Annotated in this window: 17 protein-coding genes; 11 read left to right on the plus strand and 6 right to left on the minus strand. The window is 62.2% G+C overall.

The annotated features are described in order from the left end of the window. Position 1: 1 nt before the first annotated feature. The 11 genes from U5A67_RS23700 (at position 2) to U5A67_RS23750 (ending at position 12,227) form a co-directional block, all read left to right on the plus strand. The gene (locus U5A67_RS23700; protein ID WP_321816095.1) at positions 2-1,153 is read left to right on the plus strand and encodes an acetyl-CoA C-acetyltransferase; all 1,152 of its coding nucleotides are present in this window, start codon (positions 2-4) and stop codon (positions 1,151-1,153) included. 43 nt (positions 1,154-1,196) lie between these two features. Next, entirely contained in the window at positions 1,197-2,075 is an 879-nt protein-coding gene (locus tag U5A67_RS23705; protein WP_321816096.1) for an SDR family oxidoreductase, read from the plus strand. 4 nt (positions 2,076-2,079) lie between these two features. After that, on the plus strand, positions 2,080-3,264 hold the full coding sequence (locus U5A67_RS23710) for an acyl-CoA dehydrogenase family protein (RefSeq protein WP_321959744.1): 1,185 nt from the start codon (positions 2,080-2,082) through the stop codon (positions 3,262-3,264). Next, on the plus strand, positions 3,261-4,469 hold the full coding sequence (locus U5A67_RS23715) for an acyl-CoA dehydrogenase family protein (protein ID WP_321816098.1): 1,209 nt from the start codon (positions 3,261-3,263) through the stop codon (positions 4,467-4,469). Before U5A67_RS23710 ends, U5A67_RS23715 begins: the two co-directional genes overlap by 4 nt. Further along, complete coding sequence (locus U5A67_RS23720; RefSeq protein ID WP_321816099.1) at positions 4,466-5,269, plus strand: SDR family oxidoreductase; 804 nt, start codon at positions 4,466-4,468, stop codon at positions 5,267-5,269. The genes U5A67_RS23715 and U5A67_RS23720 overlap by 4 nt, the downstream gene beginning before the upstream one ends. Next, a complete protein-coding gene (locus U5A67_RS23725; protein ID WP_415767913.1) occupies positions 5,266-5,757 on the plus strand; it encodes a MaoC family dehydratase in 492 nt (163 codons plus the stop codon). The genes U5A67_RS23720 and U5A67_RS23725 overlap by 4 nt, the downstream gene beginning before the upstream one ends. A gap of 45 nt (positions 5,758-5,802) precedes the next feature. Next, positions 5,803-7,008: an acetyl-CoA C-acyltransferase gene (locus U5A67_RS23730; protein ID WP_321816100.1), complete on the plus strand. Its 1,206-nt coding sequence runs from the start codon at positions 5,803-5,805 to the stop codon at positions 7,006-7,008. Between the two features lie 53 nt (positions 7,009-7,061). Then, the gene (locus tag U5A67_RS23735) at positions 7,062-8,063 is read left to right on the plus strand and encodes a YCF48-related protein (protein WP_321816101.1); all 1,002 of its coding nucleotides are present in this window, start codon (positions 7,062-7,064) and stop codon (positions 8,061-8,063) included. 49 nt (positions 8,064-8,112) lie between these two features. Then, entirely contained in the window at positions 8,113-10,542 is a 2,430-nt protein-coding gene (locus U5A67_RS23740; RefSeq protein WP_321816102.1) for an efflux RND transporter permease subunit, read from the plus strand. A 70-nt stretch (positions 10,543-10,612) separates the two neighbouring features. After that, positions 10,613-11,020, plus strand: a complete 408-nt coding sequence (locus U5A67_RS23745) for a hypothetical protein (RefSeq protein ID WP_321816103.1) — start codon at positions 10,613-10,615, stop codon at positions 11,018-11,020. 130 nt (positions 11,021-11,150) lie between these two features. After that, complete coding sequence (locus U5A67_RS23750) at positions 11,151-12,227, plus strand: Rieske 2Fe-2S domain-containing protein (protein WP_321816104.1); 1,077 nt, start codon at positions 11,151-11,153, stop codon at positions 12,225-12,227. A 562-nt stretch (positions 12,228-12,789) separates the two neighbouring features. Here U5A67_RS23750 and U5A67_RS23755 read toward each other — a convergent pair. The 6 genes from U5A67_RS23755 to U5A67_RS23780 all read right to left on the minus strand — a co-directional run bounded on the left by U5A67_RS23755 (position 12,790) and on the right by U5A67_RS23780 (position 19,675). After that, complete coding sequence (locus U5A67_RS23755; RefSeq protein ID WP_321816105.1) at positions 12,790-13,734, minus strand: tyrosine-protein phosphatase; 945 nt, start codon at positions 13,732-13,734, stop codon at positions 12,790-12,792. Continuing rightward, positions 13,721-14,797: a 4-hydroxy-2-oxovalerate aldolase gene (dmpG, locus tag U5A67_RS23760; RefSeq protein ID WP_205987769.1), complete on the minus strand. Its 1,077-nt coding sequence runs from the start codon at positions 14,795-14,797 to the stop codon at positions 13,721-13,723. The genes U5A67_RS23755 and dmpG overlap by 14 nt, the downstream gene beginning before the upstream one ends. Positions 14,798-14,819: 22 nt before the next feature. Beyond that, positions 14,820-15,704, minus strand: a complete 885-nt coding sequence (locus U5A67_RS23765; RefSeq protein WP_321816106.1) for an acetaldehyde dehydrogenase (acetylating) — start codon at positions 15,702-15,704, stop codon at positions 14,820-14,822. 61 nt (positions 15,705-15,765) lie between these two features. Beyond that, positions 15,766-16,548, minus strand: a complete 783-nt coding sequence (dmpE, locus tag U5A67_RS23770; RefSeq protein ID WP_321816107.1) for a 2-oxopent-4-enoate hydratase — start codon at positions 16,546-16,548, stop codon at positions 15,766-15,768. Positions 16,549-16,682: 134 nt separating this feature from the next. After that, complete coding sequence (locus U5A67_RS23775; protein WP_321816108.1) at positions 16,683-18,062, minus strand: DUF1329 domain-containing protein; 1,380 nt, start codon at positions 18,060-18,062, stop codon at positions 16,683-16,685. Between the two features lie 35 nt (positions 18,063-18,097). Further along, positions 18,098-19,675 carry a DUF1302 domain-containing protein gene (locus U5A67_RS23780; protein WP_205987765.1) on the minus strand — a complete coding sequence of 526 codons (1,578 nt, stop codon included), beginning with the start codon at positions 19,673-19,675 and terminating at the stop codon, positions 18,098-18,100. Between the last annotated feature and the right edge of the window lie 145 nt (positions 19,676-19,820).

The following is a 19,820-nucleotide window of genomic DNA, read 5'->3' on the forward strand; positions in this document are numbered from 1 at the left end:
GATGAAACAGGCCTATATCGTCGATGCGCTGCGTACGCCCACGGGGCGGCGCAAAGGTTCGCTCGCTGCGGTGCACGCAGCGGATCTCGGCGGCTTCGTGCTGAAGGAGCTGGTCGCGCGTAACGCCATTCCTGCCGAAGATTATGACGACGTGGTGTTCGGCTGCGTGGACACCATCGGTCCGCTCGCGGGCAACATCGCGCGCACGTGCTGGCTGGCTGCGGGCTTGCCGCTCACGGTGCCGGGCGTGACGGTGGATCGCCAGTGCGGCTCCTCGCAACAGGCTGTGCATTTTGCGGCGCAGGCCGTCATGAGCGGCGTGCAGGACGTGGTGATCGCAGGCGGTGTGCAGACGATGACGCAGATTCCTATTTCGTCTGCGATGACGGCGGCGGTGTCGCTGGGTTTTAGCGATCCATTTTCGGGCAGCACGGGTTGGCGCGCGCGCTTTGGCGATGCGCCCGTATCGCAGTTCGACGCGGCGCAGCGGATTGCGGATCACTGGGGGCTTTCGCGCGAAGTGATGGAGCGTTACGCGCTGGAGAGTCATCGGCGTGCGGTTGCTGCGATCGAATCGAAGCGTTTTGCCCGTGAAATCGTGCCGTGTTTTGGGCTTGCGCACGACGAAACGCCGCGCCCCGATACGTCTCTGGAGAAGATGGCGACGCTCGAACCGCTAATGCCTGGCGGCTCGTTGACGGCAGCCGTGTCGAGCCAGACCTGCGATGCCGCAGCGGCGCTGTTGATCGTTTCCGAGGACGCATTGCGCCGTTATGGTCTCGTACCGCGCGCGCGTATTCATCACCTGAGCGTGCTTGGCGACGATCCGCTCTGGATGCTCACCGCGACGATTCCGGCCACGCGCCATGCGCTGAAAAAAGCCGGGCTTTCGCTGGCAGATATCGATGTCGTTGAAATCAACGAGGCATTTGCGTCGGTGGCATTGGCCTGGCTTGCGGAATCGGCTTATGACCCTGCACGCACGAATCCGAATGGTGGCGCGATTGCATTGGGTCATCCGCTGGGTGCAACGGGCGCGCGCCTGATGACGACCTTGTTGCATGAACTGGAGCGCACGAACGGACGATACGGACTCCAGACAATGTGCGAAGGCGGCGGACTCGCAAACGTGACGATCATCGAACGTCTTTGAAGCGACGCTTCGAAACGAAAGAGCACTACACAAGAGGTCAGGCATGGGAATCTGTACAGGACGTACCGTCATCGTCACGGGCGCAGGCGGCGGGTTGGGGCGCGAATATGCGCTCGCACTGGCGACGCAAGGCGCGGCGGTCGTGGTCAACGATCTGCGCGCGGAGGCGGCGCAAGCCGTCTGCGACGAGATCGTGCAGGCAGGCGGCCGCGCGCTCGCCAACGCCGCCGACATCACGCGCATGGACACGGCGCAACGTATCGTCGATGCGGCACAAGCGGCGTTCGGCGCCATCCACGCGCTGGTGAATAACGCTGGCGTGTGCCGCGACCGCATGTTCACGAGCATTACGGAAGACGACTGGGACACCGTGATGCGCGTGCATCTGCGCGGCCACTTTTGCCTCGCGCAGATTCTCGCGCGTGGCTGGCGCGACGCGGCCAAGGCTGGCACGCCGGTATCGGCGCGCATTATCAATACGAGTTCCGGGGCTGGCTTGCAAGGCTCGATCGGACAGTCGAACTACGGCGCGGCGAAGGCGGGCATCGCCGCGCTCACGCTCATGCAGGCCGCGGAGTTGCAGCGCTATGGCGTCTGCGCGAACGCGCTGGCGCCATCGGCGCGCACGGCCATGACCGAAACCGTCTTTGCAGACATGATGAAAAAGCCCGAGGACGGCAGCTTCGATGCCTTCGATCCGGCAAACGTTGCGCCGCTGGTCGTGTGGCTTGCGAGCGAGCAGTCGGGCGATGTCACGGGCCAGGTTTTCGAAGTCGCAGGCGGCATGATCTCGGTGGCCGAAGGCTGGCGCAGCGGCCCGCGCGTGGATCGCGGCGCGCGTTGGCCGGCGGGCGAAGTGGGCGCTGCCGTGACGGCGCTGCTCACGCAGGTTCGCCCGGCGCAGCGTGTCTATGGAAGCTGATGCCATGGATCTCGGGCTGAGCGAAGAGGAAGCGCTGATACGCGATAGCGCCGCCGAAGTGCTGGCGCAGCAAAGCGCATCCGCCGATGTACGTCGCGCATTGGAGCGTCATGCGGGCTACGACGCGGCGCTCTGGCAGACGATCGCCGCGGAACTGGGCTGGTGTGGCTTGAGCGTGCCTGAACGGGCGGGCGGCGCGGGGCTGGGCGCGAAGGCACTTGCGCTGGTGATGGAGCAATTGGGGCGTCGGCTTGCGTGCGTGCCGTACTTCGGCACGGCGGTGCTGGCCGCGCAGTCGTTGACGCAATGCTTGCCGCACGAGCGTGCCCATGCAGAACCCAACGAAGAGATCGTGCGCTGGCTCGCGCGGATTGCAGCGGGCGAGACGCGGGCCGCGCTGGCGCTGGCGCAGTCGGCGCCATTCGATGCAGGCGACGCGCAAACGTGGTCTATCGAGGCTCATAAAACGGCCGACGGCTACAAACTCAGCGGAAAAGCGGGCGCAGTGATCGACGGCGTGATGGCCGATTTGCTGCTCGTGCCTGCACGCGATGGCGCTGAGATTGCGCTGTTCGCCGTGGAGACGACCCAGCCTGGCGTTTCGCGCCGGCCGCTAACGACGCTGGACGGCACGCGGCCCTTCGCGTCCATCGCGCTTGAAAACGTGGGCGTTGCGCGTTCGGCCTGCCTCGCGCGCGGCGAGACGGTGCGTGATGCGCTCACTCGCACGGCATGGTTCGCCGCGCTGGCGCTTGCCGCCGAACAACTCGGCGCGGCGCAGCAATGTCTCGATCTCACGCTCGCTTATACGTCGGAGCGCGTGCAGTTTGGCCGCACGATCGCTTCGTTTCAGGCGGTCAAGCATCGCTGCGCGGACATGCTGATCGCGGTGGAAGCGGCTCGATCCGCAGTGCTCGGCGCGGCGGCCGTGTGGGACGCGACGCAGGGCGCGCCCACGGCCGCTGCTTTCGCCGAGGTGGCCGTCGCTAAAGCCAGCGCTAACGATGCGCTGCGCTACTGCGCGCAGGAAGCCATTCAATTGCACGGCGGAGTAGGATTTACCTGGGAGTACGATCCACAGCTTTATTTCAAGCGTGCGCAGGCATCTGGCGCGCTGTTTGGATCGACGCCGCGTTTGCTCGACTGGCTGGCGCACCACGTAATCGACGTTGCAGGAGCACACGCATGAACGCACGCATCGATGAATACCGCAGCGAGCGCCATCTGCGCGAATCCATCGCCGCATGGATGGAAGCGCATCTGTGTGGCGAATTCGCCTGCCTGCGCTTTCGCGGCGGCCCCGGCGACGAAGACGCATTTCCCGCGTTGCGCAAGGCATGGGAACGCGAACTGGCGGCGGGCGGCTGGACGGGGCTGGGCTGGCCGGTGGAAGCCGGCGGGCGCGGCTGGAGCGTGGCCGATCAGGTGATTTTTCACGAGGAATATGCACGTGCAGGCGGACCCGGCCGCATGGGCCATATCGGCGAAGGGCTGCTCGGCCCCACGCTGATTGCCTGCGGTAACGCCGACCAGCACGCGCGTTTTCTGCCCGGCATTCTCGCCGGCACGCAGTTCTGGTGTCAGGGCTATTCGGAGCCCGGCGCGGGGTCCGATCTCGCCAACGTACGCACGCGCGCCGAACGCCAGCCGGACGGCGCCTGGCGTATCGACGGGCAGAAGGTCTGGACTTCGCTCGCGCACGACTCCGAGTGGATTTTCGTGCTCGCGCGCAGCGATCCGCAATCGCGCGGCAACAAGGGGCTGTCGTTTTTCCTCGTGCCGCTCGATCAGCCTGGGATCGACATTCGCCCGATCCGGCAGATGAATGGCGGTGCGGAATTCAATGAAGTCTTTTTCGACGCTGCGCGCGCCGAAGCGGCCGATCTGGTGGGCGAACCCGGCGACGGCTGGCGTATCGCCATGACGCTGCTCGGTTTCGAGCGCGGCATTTCCACGCTGGGTCAGCAGATGCAGTTTATTCGCGAGCTCGACTGGGTGATCGAAGCCGCGCGCGAGGCTGGCATGGCAAACGAGCCTTCGATTCGCGCGCGTATCGCCCAGGCGTGGGCCGGGCTGCGTGTCATGCGCCATAACGCGGTGCGGATGCTGGGCGCGGCAAACGCAGACGGCGCTCAGGACAAGGCGGCGCTGATCTACAAGTATTACTGGTCGAACTGGCATCGCGATCTGGGGCAACTGGCGATGGACGTGCTGGGCGAGCAGGCGAATTTCGTCGACGCCGCCGATGCGGGTCATACGAAACGCAGACGCCTGCAAGGCGTATTTCTCTTCTCGCGCGCCGACACAATCTACGCCGGCACCAACGAAATCCAGCTCAATATCATCGCCGAGCGCGGGCTCGGCATGCCGAAAGAACCTCGAGGTCAAGCATGAACGCAGAACATCGTCTCGCCGTTGCACCGGCCTATGTAGCAGGGCATCAACTCCTCGCAGGCAAGAGCGTGCTGATTACGGCCGCTGCGGGCGCGGGCATCGGCTTCGCGGCGGCGAAGCGTTGCGCGGAAGAAGGCTGCCGCGCGCTGATCGTCTCCGATATCCACGAGAAGCGCCTGAGCGATGCGGTAGCGAAGTTGCGCGACGAAACTGGCCTTGCCGACATCCACGGCCAGCTTTGCGACGTCTCGAACGAAGCCGACGTGCGCGCGCTGGTGGCCTATGCGGAAGCGCAAACGGGCGGCGTGGACGTGCTGATCAACAACGCGGGGCTGGGCGGCTCGTGCCGTCTAGTCGATATGGACGATGCGCAATGGTCGCGCGTGCTCGACATTAGCCTGACTGGCACGTTTCGCATGATGCGCGCGATGCTGCCGCCGATGCAGGCGCGTGGGCGCGGTGTGATCGTCAATAACGCTTCTGTGCTGGGCTGGCGCGCGCAGGCGGAGCAGGCGCACTACGCCGCGGCCAAGGCTGGCGTAATGGCGCTCACGCGCTGCACCGCGCTGGAAGCAGCGCCTTATGGCGTGCGCATCAATGCGGTTGCGCCCAGTATTGCGCTGCACGATTTTCTGAAGAAGTCGGCTCCGGCCGAATTGCTCGAACAACTGGCGTCGCGCGAAGCTTTCGGGCGCGCCGCCGAAGTCTGGGAGGTGGCCAACGTGATGGTGTTTCTCGCAAGCGATTACGCGTCGTATCTCACGGGCGAAGTGCTTTCCGTGAGCAGCCAGCACGCATGATGAACGCTACCGATCTTTATGAAAGCGGCGCGCCGGTGCGTGTATTTGCGCAACCGGGCGACTTGCTCGATGCGGTGGGCGAGCGCCTGGGCGAGAGCCCGTGGTTGGCCATCGACCAAACGCGCATCGATCTGTTCGCCGATGCCACGCTCGATCATCAATGGGTTCACGTCGATCCCGCGCGTGCGGGTAGCGGGCCATTCGGCGGATGCATCGCGCACGGCTATCTGACGCTTTCGCTCGTCAATTATTTTCTGCCGCAGATCGTGCGTATCGATGGTGCAAGCATGGGCGTGAATTACGGCTGCGAGCGCGTGCGTTTTCCCGCGCCGGTACGGGTGGGCGCGCGCGTGCGCGGGGTGGCTGAACTCTTGCGCGCCGAGGCGCTGGAAGGCGGCGTGCAGGCGTGGATACGCGTGAGCGTGGAGATCGAAGGCGAGTCGAAACCGGGCTGCGTCGCCGATACCATCAGCCGCTATTACTTCTGATTTCAACCCAATTCTATTGGGTCATTTGCAACAGGAAAGCATTCGATGAACGAAGCCGTGATTGTTTCGGTGGCGCGTACTCCCATCGGCAAAGCCTACCGGGGCGCCTTCAACGATACCGAGGCGCCCGCGCTGGGCGGCCATGTGGTGCGCGCCGCCATCGCGCGAGCGGGGCTGGAAGGCCGCGAGATCGACGATGTCATCATGGGTTGCGCCGCGCAACAGGGTACGCAGGGCTATAACATCGGGCGGCTTTCAGCGGCGGCCGCCGGCTTGCCAGCGAGTGTGCCGGGCATGGCGCTCGATCGCATGTGCTCGTCGGGCTTGATGTCGATTGCCGTGGCTTCGCGCAGTATCGCGAGCGGCGACGCCGATATCGTCGTGGCCGGCGGCGTGGAGTCGATCACGCTCACGCAGAATCGCCATAAAAACAGCTATCGCGCGCGTGCCGAAAGCGTGCTTGCGCATCAGCCCGCCGCCTATATGGCGATGATCGAAACGGCGGAAGTGGTGTCGCGCCGCTACGGCATCAGCCGCGCGGATCAGGATGCGTTTTCGCTGGAAAGCCAGCGTCGTACCGCAGCCGCGCAGGCGGCTGGGCGATTCGATGCGGAGATCGCGCCGATGCACGTGCGCCGCGCCTTGTTCGACAAGGAAGGCAACATCACAGGTCACGAAGATCTGCGGGCCACACGCGACGAATGCAATCGCGCCGATACCAGCGCCGAAAGTCTGGCCGCGCTCAAGCCGGTATGGAGCGGCGGCGAGGCCGTGGCACAAGGCGAATTCATCACCGCGGGCAATGCTTCGCAGCTTTCGGACGGCGCGGCGGCGGTGGTGGTGATGAGCGCACAAAGCGCGCGCGCGCGAGGACTTGCGCCGCTCGGCATCTTTCGCGGTCTTGCGGTGGCGGGTTGCGAAGCCGACGAAATGGGGATCGGCCCGGTGTTTGCGGTGCCGCGTCTGCTCGAAAAGCATCGCCTCAGCGTGAGCGATATCGGCATCTGGGAACTGAATGAAGCATTCGCTTGCCAGGCCATCTATTGTCGAGATCAATTAGGTATCCCAATGGAGCGATTGAACGTCGATGGCGGGGCGATTTCGCTGGGGCACCCGTTCGGCATGTCGGGCACGCGTATGACGATGCATGCGCTGATCGAAGGGCGGCGGCGCGGTGCGCGGCTGGCCGTGGTGACCATGTGTATCGGCGGCGGGATGGGCGCGGCGGCGTTGTTCGAGATTCCCGCATAAAACGCAGCGCAGCATCAAGAAAGCAGCACACGACAACATCGAGGAGACACCCCATGAAAACTTCGCTTCCGGGCTTGCTGATGTCGGCGGCGGTGCTGGGCGCGGCGCTCTTCGCGTTTGCGCCACGGCCTTTGCCCGCGTTTCCCGCGAGCGCGATTGCGGCCAACCGGCTGCAGATCAACGGACTCGCGCAGGCGGGCTCGCGCACGGTGGCGGTGGGCGAGCGCGGCGTGATCCTGCTGAGCGACGATGCGGGGACGAACTGGCGGCGAGCAGCGGTGTCGCCGGATGAAGCCTCGACGCTCACCGAAGTGTTCTTCGTCACGCCGCGCGTGGGCGTGGCCGTGGGGCACGACGGCTGGATCGTGCGGACGGTCGATGGCGGCGAACACTGGCAGGAAGTGCGTTTCGATCGTCGCCATTCGGACCCGCTGCTCGCGATCTGGGGGCGTGCCAACGGGCCGATGTTCGTGGTGGGCAGCTTCGGCCAGTTGCTGGTTTCGCAGGATGAAGGCGCGACCTGGCGTGTGGAAAAGACTCCGGCGGCCGACCGCCATCTCAATGCGATTGCCGGTGACGCCGATGGCCGTATCGTCATCGCAGGCGAAACGGGCACGCTGCTGGTTTCGAGCGATGGTGGTGCGAACTGGGAAAAGCGCGACTCGCCTTACGCGGGTTCGCTCTTTGGCGTTTTGCCGCTGGGTAATCGCTCGTGGCTGGCCTATGGCATGCGCGGCAACGTGCTGCGTTCGAACGACGACGGGCAGACGTGGGCGCATATCGACAGCGGCGTCGGTGTTTCGTATTTCGGCGCAACGGAATTGCCAGGCGGGCGTCTGGTGCTGGTGGGCCAGGGCGGTGCGATCGTCACCTCGGACGATGGCGGCGAACACTATGCCGTGCGCAAGGCAGGCGGTGTGCAAAGCCTGGCTGCCGTGCTGGGCGAGGCTCCGGGGCAAGGGGCAGGGCAGGTGCACCTGCTCGTAGCTGGCGAAGCGGGCGTGACGCGCTGGGCGCTGCCTGCATCGGCCGCAAAGGCTCATACGCCATCCTGAAGCCGGGCTGTTTATCTATACCTCGTACTGCGAAATAAAAGGCTAGCACATGACCGCCAATTCCCGACTTTCCGCGCTCGCGCGCTTCGTGGACCGCTGCGCCGGCGCGATCATGCGTCATCGTCTCGCGCTGATCGCCATCTGTATGGCGCTGACGGCTGCATTCGGTTATTCGGCCACGCGGCTGCGGCTCGATCCGGGCTTCAACAAGATGATTCCGATGGAACACCCGTATATGCAGGTGTTCAATCGCTACGCGAGTGCGTTTCCGGGCGCGAACACGGTCCTCGTGAGTCTGCGCTGGAAGGGGCAAGGCGATATCTACAACGAGCCGTTCATGGACGCGCTGCGTCACGCGACGGACGATGTGTTCTTTATTCCGGGCGTGAATCGCTCGCGCGTGTTTTCGCTTTTCACGCCGAACGTGCGCTACACGGAGGTGACGGAAGCAGGTTTTCGCGGCGACGTGGTGGTGCCCGGCCAGTTCAGCAGCAACAATCCGAACGACCTTGCGAAGGTGCGCCGCAACGTGGCGCGATCCGGGCAGATCGGCCGGCTGGTGAGCAACGACCTGAAGGCCGCGCTGATTCGTGCGGAATTGCGCGAGACCGATCCCGTCACTGGCAAGCGGCTCGACTATAGCGCGGTGGCGAAGCAACTCGAACAGATTCGCACGCGTTATGCCGGGCAGAATGTCGAAGTCGATATTATCGGCTTTGCGAAACTGGTGGGCGATGTGGAAGCGGGTATTGCGGGCGTGATGGTGTTTTTCGGCATTGCGTTTGCGATTACGGCATTGCTGCTGCTGGCCTATACGCGTTCGCTGCGCACGACGGCGCTTGCGTTGTGCGTGGCGTTGCTGCCGGTAGTGTGGTTGTTGGGCGCATTGCCGATGCTCGGGCTAGGTATCGATCCGATGTCGATACTCGTGCCGTTTTTGATTTTTTCGATCGGTGTATCGCATGCGGTGCAAATGACCAATGCGTGGAAACAGGCCCTTGCGACTGGACTCAATTCGAGCGATGCGGCGCGCGACGCATTTCGAAAACTCTTTGTGCCGGGCACCGTTGCGCTGCTCACAAATGCGCTGGGCTTTATGGTGATCATGCGTATTCGCATCGATATCGTGCGAGAACTGGGCATTACGGCATGCCTGGGCGTGTTGCTGATGATCGTCACCAACAAGGTGTTTTTGCCGATTCTGCTTTCGTACACGCGTCTTGAACGCAGTGCATTAGCGCGTGCGCAGCGTCGCGCGGTGCGTGGCCAGAGCGGTGCTAAAGCGGATGGCTGGGCGCGCTTTGGTGTCTTCGCGAGGCCGCTGCCGGCGCTGGGCGTATTCGCATTGGCGCTCGGTCTGCTGGCGTTTGGCGCACAGGCATCGCGTGCATTGCAGATCGGCGATATCGGTTCGGGTGCGCCCGAATTGCGTGCGAATTCGCGCTATAACGTGGACAACGCGCGCATCACGAGTCAGTACAACATCGGCGTGGATGCGCTCGCCGTGATCGTGGAAACGCAAGGTTATGACGATGCCTGCCTTCATTACCCGGTGATGAGCGCGATCGAGCGTTTTGAAATGCAGATGCGTGGCGTGGCCGGTGTGCAGTCGGTGGTGAGTGTGCCGTCGCTGGCCAACGTGTCGATTGCCGCGTTTAACGAGGGCAATCCGCACTGGGCAGCGTTGCCGCGCTCGAGCGATGGTTTGACGCAGGGCGCGAGCGCATTCGATCCCGACAACGGCATGAACACCGAAAACTGCCAGGCGATCCAGGTGCTGATCTACACCGATAACCACGAAGGGCGCACGATCGCGCACATCGTCGACGAGATCAAGCGCTTCGCTGCCGAGGACGAAACAAAGGGCGTGGCGTTTCGCCTGGCGGGCGGCAACGTGGGCGTGATGGCGGCGACCAACGAAGCCGTTGCCGATGCGGAAATCTCCATGCTGTTGTCGATCTTTGGCGCAATCGCGCTGCTGTGTTTCGTGACGTTCCGCTCGTGGCGCGCGGTATTGTGCATCATCGTGCCGCTGACGATTGTTTCTATACTCTGCAATGCGGTGATGGCCTGGTTGGGTATCGGCCTCAAAGTGGCGACGTTGCCGGTGATTACGCTTGGCGTGGGTGTGGGCGTCGATTACGGAATCTATCTGTACGAGCGGTTGCAGCACGAATTGCGCGCGGGCGCGCCGCTGCCAGAGGCGTTTGGCGCGGCCATGCGCCAGCGTGGCACGGCGGCGCTGTTCACGGCGGTGACGATGTTTATCGGCGTGGGTACGTGGGCGCTTTCCGCGTTGAAGTTTCAGATGGATATGGGCGTGCTGCTGGCCTTCATGTTCCTGGTCAACCTGTTTGGCGCGGTGTTTCTGCTGCCGGCGCTGGCAGCGTGGCTCGGTGTCGAGCGCGCGGAGCGGCGCGAGGTGCTGGGCAGCCAGCAAACGGTGCGCGGCGCGGCGGTGGTGCAGGCGGGCCAGTAAGGACTTCGCTGTGACCCGGGCGCGATGCCGTTAGAATCGAGGCTTCGCATCGATTAACGTGATTCGCGCCATGAAATACCTTGCTTCAGTTTTCGCCGCCCTTGCTGCGGCCGTTGCCATCGGCAGTCCGCTCGCGCATGCTCAGAGCGCGAGCGACGCGGCATCATCGCAACAGGAATGCTCGATTGGCCGCGCTAGCGGAGTGGCGGGCGCGGCGGCCAGCATGCGCGAATATCTGGCGTTGCCCGAGCGCGACCGCTACCGCTATTTCGCCGATCACCAGATCGACTGCAGTGTTGGCGACGACGGGCGCGCCACGGGTTGCGTGGGCCTCGTCAACCTGCGCAACGACAAGGTTAGCGTGTACGACGACAGCGACCCGGTGACGACCACGGTGGTCGCGCGCATCGAACTCGAACACGGTACTTATCCGCTCATCATCGTGGTGCGCAAGCAGGACATCAAGTGCGATGACTGAGTGAACCAGCGGTCATATTCTCCTCGTTCGTCCCTAGTCCGTCGGGACGATGAATGGTGCGCGGCGCGCGATTAAGGTGGCATGAGCAATCTTATATGCCACGCGCTCCATTCAAACAGGAGGAGAACCTATGTCCGCACGTCCCTACAAGATCGAAGCCCAGCCGCTCGTACAACGCTACGCCCGGGGCTGGCACTGCCTTGGCCTCGCAAGCGAGTATCAGGACGGGCAGCCGCACACGCTGAATATATTCGGCCGACGGCTCGCGGCGTTTGCCGATTCTACGGGCCGCATTCGTATCGTCGACGGCTTTTGTCCGCATATGGGCGCCGATCTTTCAACCGGCCGCGTTGATGGCGATACGCTGGTATGTCCGTTTCACGGCTGGCAATGGGACGGAGATGGGCAATGCCAGTCGATACCTTATTGCAAACGCATTCCACCGAAAGCAAAGATCGGCACATGGCATACGTGTGTGCAGAATCAACTGCTGTTTGTCTGGCACGATCCCGAAGGCGGTGAGCCGACCGCCGATGTGGCGATTCCTGCGATTGCCGCGTGTGAATCCGATGAGTGGTCGGATTGGGTTGTCGACAAGATGGTGATCGGCACGAATTGCCGCGAGCTGGTGGATAACATCTCCGATATGGCGCACTTCGGGACCGTGCATGGCGCGCCGGTTGATTACTTTGCGAATCTCTTTGAGGATCATAAGGCGACCCAATTGCTGGTGGGGCGTAGCGAGCGGCTGGGCGGCGATGAGCTGGTGGCGTTGTCGACTTATTTCGGGCCGGCTTATCACATTACCGAAATGACTGGGCAGAGTGGCGGGTATCCTGTTCACTCGATTTTGCTGAACTGTCATGTGCCGATCGATATGAATAGCTTCGAGCTGCGCTATGGGGTGATGGTCAAGAAGATTGCCGGGGTTTCCGAGGAGCAGAATCTTGAGATCGCCAGGGCTTATGTGGCGCAGGCGCAGGCCGCTTTTTATGAGGATGTGGCGATCTGGGATAGTAAGACGCGGATCGATAATCCGCTGCTTTGTGAGGGGGATGGCCCGCTTTATCAGATGCGGGATTGGTATGGGCAGTTTTATCTTGATGTGGGGGATGTGCGGGTTTCTAGTCGGCAGAGGAAGGTGTTTGAGATTACCGTTAGGGACGGCGGGAGTGTGCCGCCTTTGCATCATGTTTTTGAGGGGTGATTTTTTTCGCATCTCTGGCGGTGGCGCGTATCCTTGTGTTCGTGTCGGTCTATTAGCGTCGCCCCTGTGCGGGGCGGCACCTACTTTTCTTTGCAGCGGCAAAGAAAAGTAGGGCAAAAGAAAGCCGCTCACACCGCCAGTGTGACGCAGTCCACAAACAGCCGTTAAGGGGGAAAGGTATAGGAGCATCCGGTCCCTCGCACCATACCACTAAGTGACAAGGCGCCCGCCCACCCGGGGGCGCTATGCGCCCCGAGAGGCATAACGCAAACCGAAGGTTTGCTGGTTTCCGTGGCAGACCCAACCGTTGCGCGCGCAGCGAGCAACGGGATGAATGACGGCTTTGTCACTACCTTTGAAGGTGCGAGGTGACGGACGCCCCTATACCATTCCCCGCGTAAGGCTGGTTGTGGACTTCGTCACATTGGCGGTGTGAGCGGCTTTCTTTGCCTACTTTCTTTGCCGCCGCAAAGAAAGTAGGTGCCGCCCCGCACAGGGGCAACGCTAATAGACCGACACGACCACAAGGAAATGCCAACCCCCCAATTAAACAAAAGAAAAACTAAAAAGCAACCCCACGCCCCAAAAGATAATTCCGCCGAATCAAATCAACATCAACATGCAGCACATCGCGCAAATACCGTTGCATCCCACCATACCGCGCATCAATAACCTGCATCGCAGCGCCAATATAGTCAGCATCCACCTCAAGCAAAGGCAAGGCCACCGCCGGCTCCACCCCAATTTCCCGCAACTGCGCAATCGCCAAAGCGTTATAACCCGCATTAACCCGATTAGACTCAAGGTAGTTAGCAACGACAGTAGCGCGATCCACCCCTAACGCAGAAAGCAGCAAAACAGTCGCAAACCCAGTCCGATCCTTCCCTGCGGTACAGTGAAAGAGCAAAGTCTGATCGGCCTCAGCACGCTTCAAAAAGCGCGTAAACTGCTCCTGATAGTCCACCGGAAACTGCCGATAAATCCCCACCATAAACGCATGCATTTGCGCAGGCGTAGACCGCTTGAGCATCGGCACGATCGCAGCCGGCGACAGATCGCCAGCAAGCACAGGATCGGCACGCCACGGAAATCGCTCAGCAAAAGCCGCTTCAGCCGAAGTCTTTTCGCTATCGGCCCGAAAATCGACCACCGCGTCGAGCCGCATTGCATCGAGCCGCTCAAAATCCCCAGCCGTCCCTAACGCAGGATTGCCGCTGCGATAAAGTCGATGTGGCGCGATCACCTTGCCGTCGGCGCCCACAAGGCCGCCCAGATCGCGCAGATTCTGGATATGCTGCATAGGAACCGGGCGATCGGAATCCTGAGCGAATGCACCGCCCGCAGCCAATCCGATGCAAAGCGACACACCCGCAATCTGAAGCTTGAATAGAGTTCGAGTCATAAATTCCGCAAAAAAAGAAAAAACGCGCACCATCCAGCGACAGCGCGCGTATCCGAAATAGCAGGCAAAAGAAGCAAAAGAAACAAAACAATCAAACAGCAACACTCAAACCACGCTCGCGTGCCAACGTAATCGCGGTGTCCTCGATCATGTCTTCCTGGCCGCCCACGAGCCGCTGTCGCCCCATCTCTACAAGAATGTCCCGCGCCGGCACGCCATATCGGGCTTCAGCACGCTTGGCAAACAGCAGGAACGACGAATAAACCCCGGCATAACCCAGCGTCAGCGCATCGCGATCAATACGAATTGGCGCATCCATGATCGGCATGACGAGGTCTTCGGCAACATCGGAAATCGCAAAGACATCCACTCCCGTTTCAATGCCCATGCGCTCGCATACGGCCACGAAAACTTCCATCGGCGTATTGCCTGCGCCCGCGCCAAGTCCAGCGGCCGCCGCATCGATACGATTCGCGCCAGCGGCAATCGCCGCGAGTGAGTTGGCAATCCCCATCGCGAGATTATGGTGGCCATGAAAGCCGAGTTCGGTCTCCGGCCGCAGTGCTTCGCGCACGGGCACAAGGCGCGCGCTCACGTCATCGGGCAGCATGTAGCCCGCCGAATCGGTAATGTAAATGCAGTTCGCCCCATACGATTCCATGAGCTTCGCCTGCTGCACGAGCAATTCTGGCGGCGCCATGTGCGCCATCATCAGAAAGCCCACGGTATCCATGCCCAGTTCGCGTGCGAGGCCAATGTGCTGGCCCGATACGTCGGCTTCCGTGCAATGCGTCGCCACGCGGATCGTATTCACGCCCAGGCCGTGCGCCATGCGCAGATGTTCGACCGTGCCGATGCCCGGCAGCAATAACGCCGATACCTTCGCCTGTTTCAATTCGCCAATCACCGCTTCCAGATAGGCTTCGTCGCTATGCGCCGGAAAGCCGTAATTGACCGATGCCCCGCCCAGGCCGTCGCCGTGCGTGACTTCGATAAGCGGCACGCCAGCGGCGTCGAGTCCTCGTGCAATGGCGCGCATCTGATCCAGCGAGATCTGGTGGCGCTTGGGATGCATGCCGTCGCGTAGCGTCATGTCGTGCACGGTGATGCGTTTGCCAGCGAGCGGGTGAGTGGCTTTTACAGCGTCTTTTTCAGCAGTTTTTTGCATCGTCGTTCCCTCGTGTGCGATTTCAGACCGCAGCCAGCATCTGCTCGGCGAAGATCTCGCCGGTACGCGCCGCGGCGGCCGTCATGATGTCGAGATTGCCCGCGTAGCGCGGCAGGTAATCGCCCAGGCCCGCGACTTCCATGAATACGGAGACGCGTTTGCCGTCGAACACCGGGCCGTTCTTGAGCGTGTAGCCCGGCACGTAGCGCTGCACTTCTTTCACCATCGCATGCACCGATGCGGTAATCGCTTCGACATCAGGTTCGTCGACGGTCAGGCAGTGAATCGTGTCGCGCATGATGAGCGGCGGCTCGGCGGGGTTGATGACGATGATGGCTTTGCCGCGCTGCGCCCCGCCCACGGTTTCGATCGCACGCGAAGTGGTGCGCGTGAATTCGTCGATATTTTTACGCGTGCCCGGACCAACCGAGCGCGATGACACCGTCGCGACGATCTCGCCATAGGCCACAGGCTGAACGCGTGCGACGGCGTGCACGATCGGAATCGTCGCCTGGCCGCCGCAGGTGACCATGTTGACGTTAGGCGTGTCGGCCAGAAACTCGCCGAGATTAACGGGCGGCACGCAAAACGGGCCGATGGCAGCAGGCGTGAGGTCGATCACGCGCACGCCGCGCGCCGTGAGTTTGTCGGAGTGCTCGCGGTGTACATAAGCCGAAGTGGCGTCGAAGGCGATACGGATGCCGTCGGCTTGCAGATGCGGCAACAGTCCGTCGATGCCCTCGGCAGTGGTCTTGAGGCCCAGCGCCTGGGCGCGTGCGAGTCCATCGGAAGACGGATCGACGCCCACCATCCAGACGGGGTCGAGCACGGCGCTACGGCGCAGTTTATAAAGCAGATCGGTGCCGATATTGCCAGGGCCGATCAGCGCGCATGGAATTTTGCTCATGGAGTGTCCTTGTCGAAATCCTGTTTCAAATCATTCGGATTGCTGATGAGTTATTTGCCGGTCAGACGAAACTCACTTCACAGCCGCCGATACCTTCGATCTGCATCGATAGCCGGTCGCCCGTCGTCACCGGAATCAGCGCGGCCAGCGCGCCCGACAGCACGACTTCGCCCGCAAGCAGCGGCATGCCCAGCTCGCCGAGCGTGTTGGCCAGCCAGGCGACGGCATCGGCGGGGTGGCCCAGTGCGGCCGCGCCTATGCCTTCACCCGCGTTTGCGCCGTTCTTGTCGATACGCATGCGGCAGGCTGCGAGGTCCACGGCATGCGGCGCGACGCGCTCGCGGCCGAGCACATACACGCCACTGGAGGCGTTATCGGCCACGGTATCGCCGATGCGGATCGCCCAGTCGCGAATCCGCGAATCGACGATCTCGAAGCAGGCGCCCACTGCTTCGGTGGCTTCCAGCACTTCGGTGCGGTCGACGCCTGGGCCGCACAGGTCGCGGCGCAGATAAAACGCGATCTCGCCTTCGGCGCGCGGCTGGATCAGCGTATCGGCGCGAATCGCCGCGCCGCTTTCGTACTGCATGCCGGAAAGCAGCATGCCGAAATCGGGCTGGCGCACATCGAGCATGTCCTGCACGGCCTGGCTCGTCACGCCGATCTTCTTGCCGACGACGGTTTCGCCTGCGGCCACGCGGCGTGCGATGTAGTGTTGCTGGATGCGATAGGCGTCGGAGAGCGGCAGCGCGGGTAGACGCGCGCTAAGCGGTGCGATGGGCGTGCGCTCGCGCCAGGCGGCGTAGAGCGCGTCGCCAAGCGCCGCGAGTTGGGCTGATGTCATGACGATGGGATGAAAAGCGCTTCGTTCGAAGCGTGAAAACACGTGAAAGCACGTGAAAACACGTAAAAGCACGTGAAAACACGTAAAAGCGCCCACCTGCGTAAAGACAGGCGGGCGTGAGAGGGCGGCTGACGTCAGACGCCGTCGCCGCGAATCGCGTCGGGCGAGTAATAGGCCTCGTTGGTCTGCGTGGTGGGCGTGAGAACCGGCATCGGCTCCTGATTCGTCAGGCGGTCCGCGTAATAGGCGCCCGAGATCAGGTCGTGATAGAACACCGAAGTCGAATAGAAGGTCTTCGCATCGAACGCGTAAAGCGTGGGCGCGAAGTTGGTGCGCCAGAGCGTGCCGCGTGCGTCGTAGTTGTCGGCGGCGACGGCGTTCCAGGTGTCCTCATCCAGATACAGCACGCGCTTGGCGTATTGATGGCGGAAACCCGGTTTGAGCGTGGCTTCGAGTACCCAGACGCGATGCAGTTCGAAGCGCATCGTCTGCATGTCTTCATGGCCCTTGGTGAGCAACGCGGTGTACTTGATCGACGGGTCCATCATGCGGTAGTTGTCGTACGGCACGTAAATTTCACGTTTGCCGGCGATCTTCCAGTCGTAGCGTTCACCCGAGCCGTTGAAGAGACGGTCGTCGTCCACCGTGCGGAAACCGCCCGGACCTTCGGGCTGGTCGAAACCGAATTCGGGCGACTGGCGCACCCGCCGCGTGCCGGGGTTATACGACCAGGTACGGCGCGTGTCTGAGCCTTCCTGATCCCACATTTCGTAGCCCGTAATAATCGTGCCGCGATCGGAAAGCGGCAGCACCGTGGTCTGGCGGAAGAAGCTACGGCCATTGAGTTTGCTGTCCGACTGGAAGGGCACCGTCGCGCGCGGCCCGTAAATCGAATATTGCACCTTGCCCCAGGCGATATTGCCGTCTGGATAGACCACCGCCTGATCATAGGTGGCGTTTTCCGATTCGATCATCGAGGCGAAGCGCAGATCCCACATCGCCTCTACGCCGTTCTTCGGCACCGGAAAGGGCGTGACGGGCGGGAAGTCCTTCAGGCCGTTCTGGTCTTTCGTCATCACCGTGTTGGGCGCGTAGGTGCGAATCGCCTTGTAGACGGCGTCCGGATACGCGAAGTCGCGGTGGCTCGGATAAACGGTGATCTTGAAGGTATCCGGGTACTTCTTGAACAAAGCCTTTTCGCCGTCGCTCAGGCGCGCTGCGTATTGCTGCATGTTTTGCGCGGTGATCGTGAAAAGCGGCTTGTCGCTCGCATACGGATCGGGATAGCGCTCGCCAGCTTTGTAGTTGACACCCGCGGGCGTGCCGACATACTTGCCGGTCCACGCGGGAATACTGCCGTCGGCGTTGCCGGCGCGTTCCGCGCCCATCGGCGTGAGCGTGCTGTCGAGTTTCGCGAGATCGGCGGCGCTCGTTTTGGCAAACGTGCCTGCGGCAAGCGCGACGCCCGCCGCGAGGGCGCAGGCTTGCATGGCGTAATGAAAGGTTCTGCTCATGACCATTCCTCTTGCAGTGAAAATAAGGCCGGTATTCAGAAGGAATACGTGGCGGTAGCGAGTACGTAATCGCGATCGGCGAGCGGACGCTGTACCGGGTCCGGCGTGCCGAGGAACTTCGCGTAGACCAGCGAGAGTTTGAGATTCGAGAGGCGCGTGAAATCGACGCCTACCGTGAAGCGATGGTCGCCCACGCCGGTGAGCGAGCCGAGCGCGCCGGACAGCGCCGATTTACCCGTGAAATCGTCGGAGTAGGTGAGCGGCACATCCATATCCCAGCCGTTGAATACGTTCTTGTAGCTGAGCGTCCACGCCAGTTCGAATGCGGCGGCGTTGCGCGTATTGGCGAGCGTGGTCGAGCCATTGACCGGCGTGACGTTGCCGGTGTGAACATAGGAGACTTCCGCGACCAGCGTTTGCGAGGCCGCGAGAAATGTCGGGCCGATCGAATAGATGGCGGAAAGATTCGATTGCCAGACATCGCCGCGCGTGGCGGTGGCGCCGGTTGGCGCGTTGACCAGCACGGCCGCGCCCTGGCGATAAGACGTTTCGCCCGCGATATTCACGCCCGCCGCTTCGGTCGAAAAGCTCAAGCCAGTGAGTTTGATGTGATCGAAATACTTTTGCTGATACTGGAGTGTCGGGTAATAACTGAATACGACACTCGGATTCATGTCGTTGTAATGCAGATAGTAGGCGCCGATTTCCGTATCGCCGAATACACGCCAGCGCGCACCGATACCCCACTGGTCGTTGTTATTCGGCTTGATGTCCGCGCCGCGAGGAATCAGCGTACCGCCCGGTCCGATCAGGAATTGCGCGCCGGGGCCGGTCACATCCGAATAGCTGAAATAGCTGCCCGGCGCAGTGAGATCGTTGTGCTCGAAAGCAAATTGCCAATAGCCGAGCAGGCTGAAATTGGTGGCGAGTTGCCATTGCGCCGAAATCTGCGGAACCGGCAGCAGAATGTCTTTGACTTCGGCGCCGGCGACATAGGATTTCGTGGCGTCCGCGGGGCCTTGAGCGCCTGCGATATTCGGGAAGAACACGCTTTCGCCCCATGCGAGCACCTGGTCGCCCACCTTCACATTGAGGTTGGTTTTGCCGATGTGAAAGGTGTTGTACGCATAGGCGGCCAGCAATTGCGGGCGCGCGCCAGCCCAGTAACTCGTATCGCCGGTGAACTGGTTATAGGCGCCCGAGTGATTGACGGTGTCGGGCGCGTCGTTGTAGTTCGGGCGGTGATAGACCTGATCGTAGAACGCATCGGCACGCACGAATACGCCCCAGTCATCGTGTTTGAGATTGACTTCACCGAGGATATTGGCCTGGTTCTGCATAAGCTTGCCGGACTTGAAGTTACGGTCGCCGTCGTCGCCGTTGATATTGTCCGGGCCAAGCAGATTGCCGCTGGGCGAATGCGTGCGGATGCCCAGTCCGTAGCCGATCGTGAAGTTGTAGTCGAGCGTGGTGTTCGCGCCGAGTGCGAGCGTGTCGCCCGCCCAGGCAGGCGCCGCGGCGCTCACGCACGCGGCAGCCAGGGCGAGCCGGCAGGCGGCAGTGATCGGTCCCAATGCGATCGGTCGTAATGCGCGCGGTGTGTCGATTCTCATTGCGTCTCCTCTGAGGCTCCGTTGTGGTTTTGTCGTGGCGTCGGTGTGCTCAGAGGTTAGGGGGCGCGTGCGCAGCGAGAATCGTCAAAACGGACTACCTGGTTCCCCTCAGTGATCGTGTGCAGCGATGGCGGTCGATCTGTGC

Origin of the sequence: Paraburkholderia sp. J69-1 (assembly GCF_905220255.1) — a bacterium.
Lineage (GTDB): Bacteria > Pseudomonadota > Gammaproteobacteria > Burkholderiales > Burkholderiaceae > Paraburkholderia.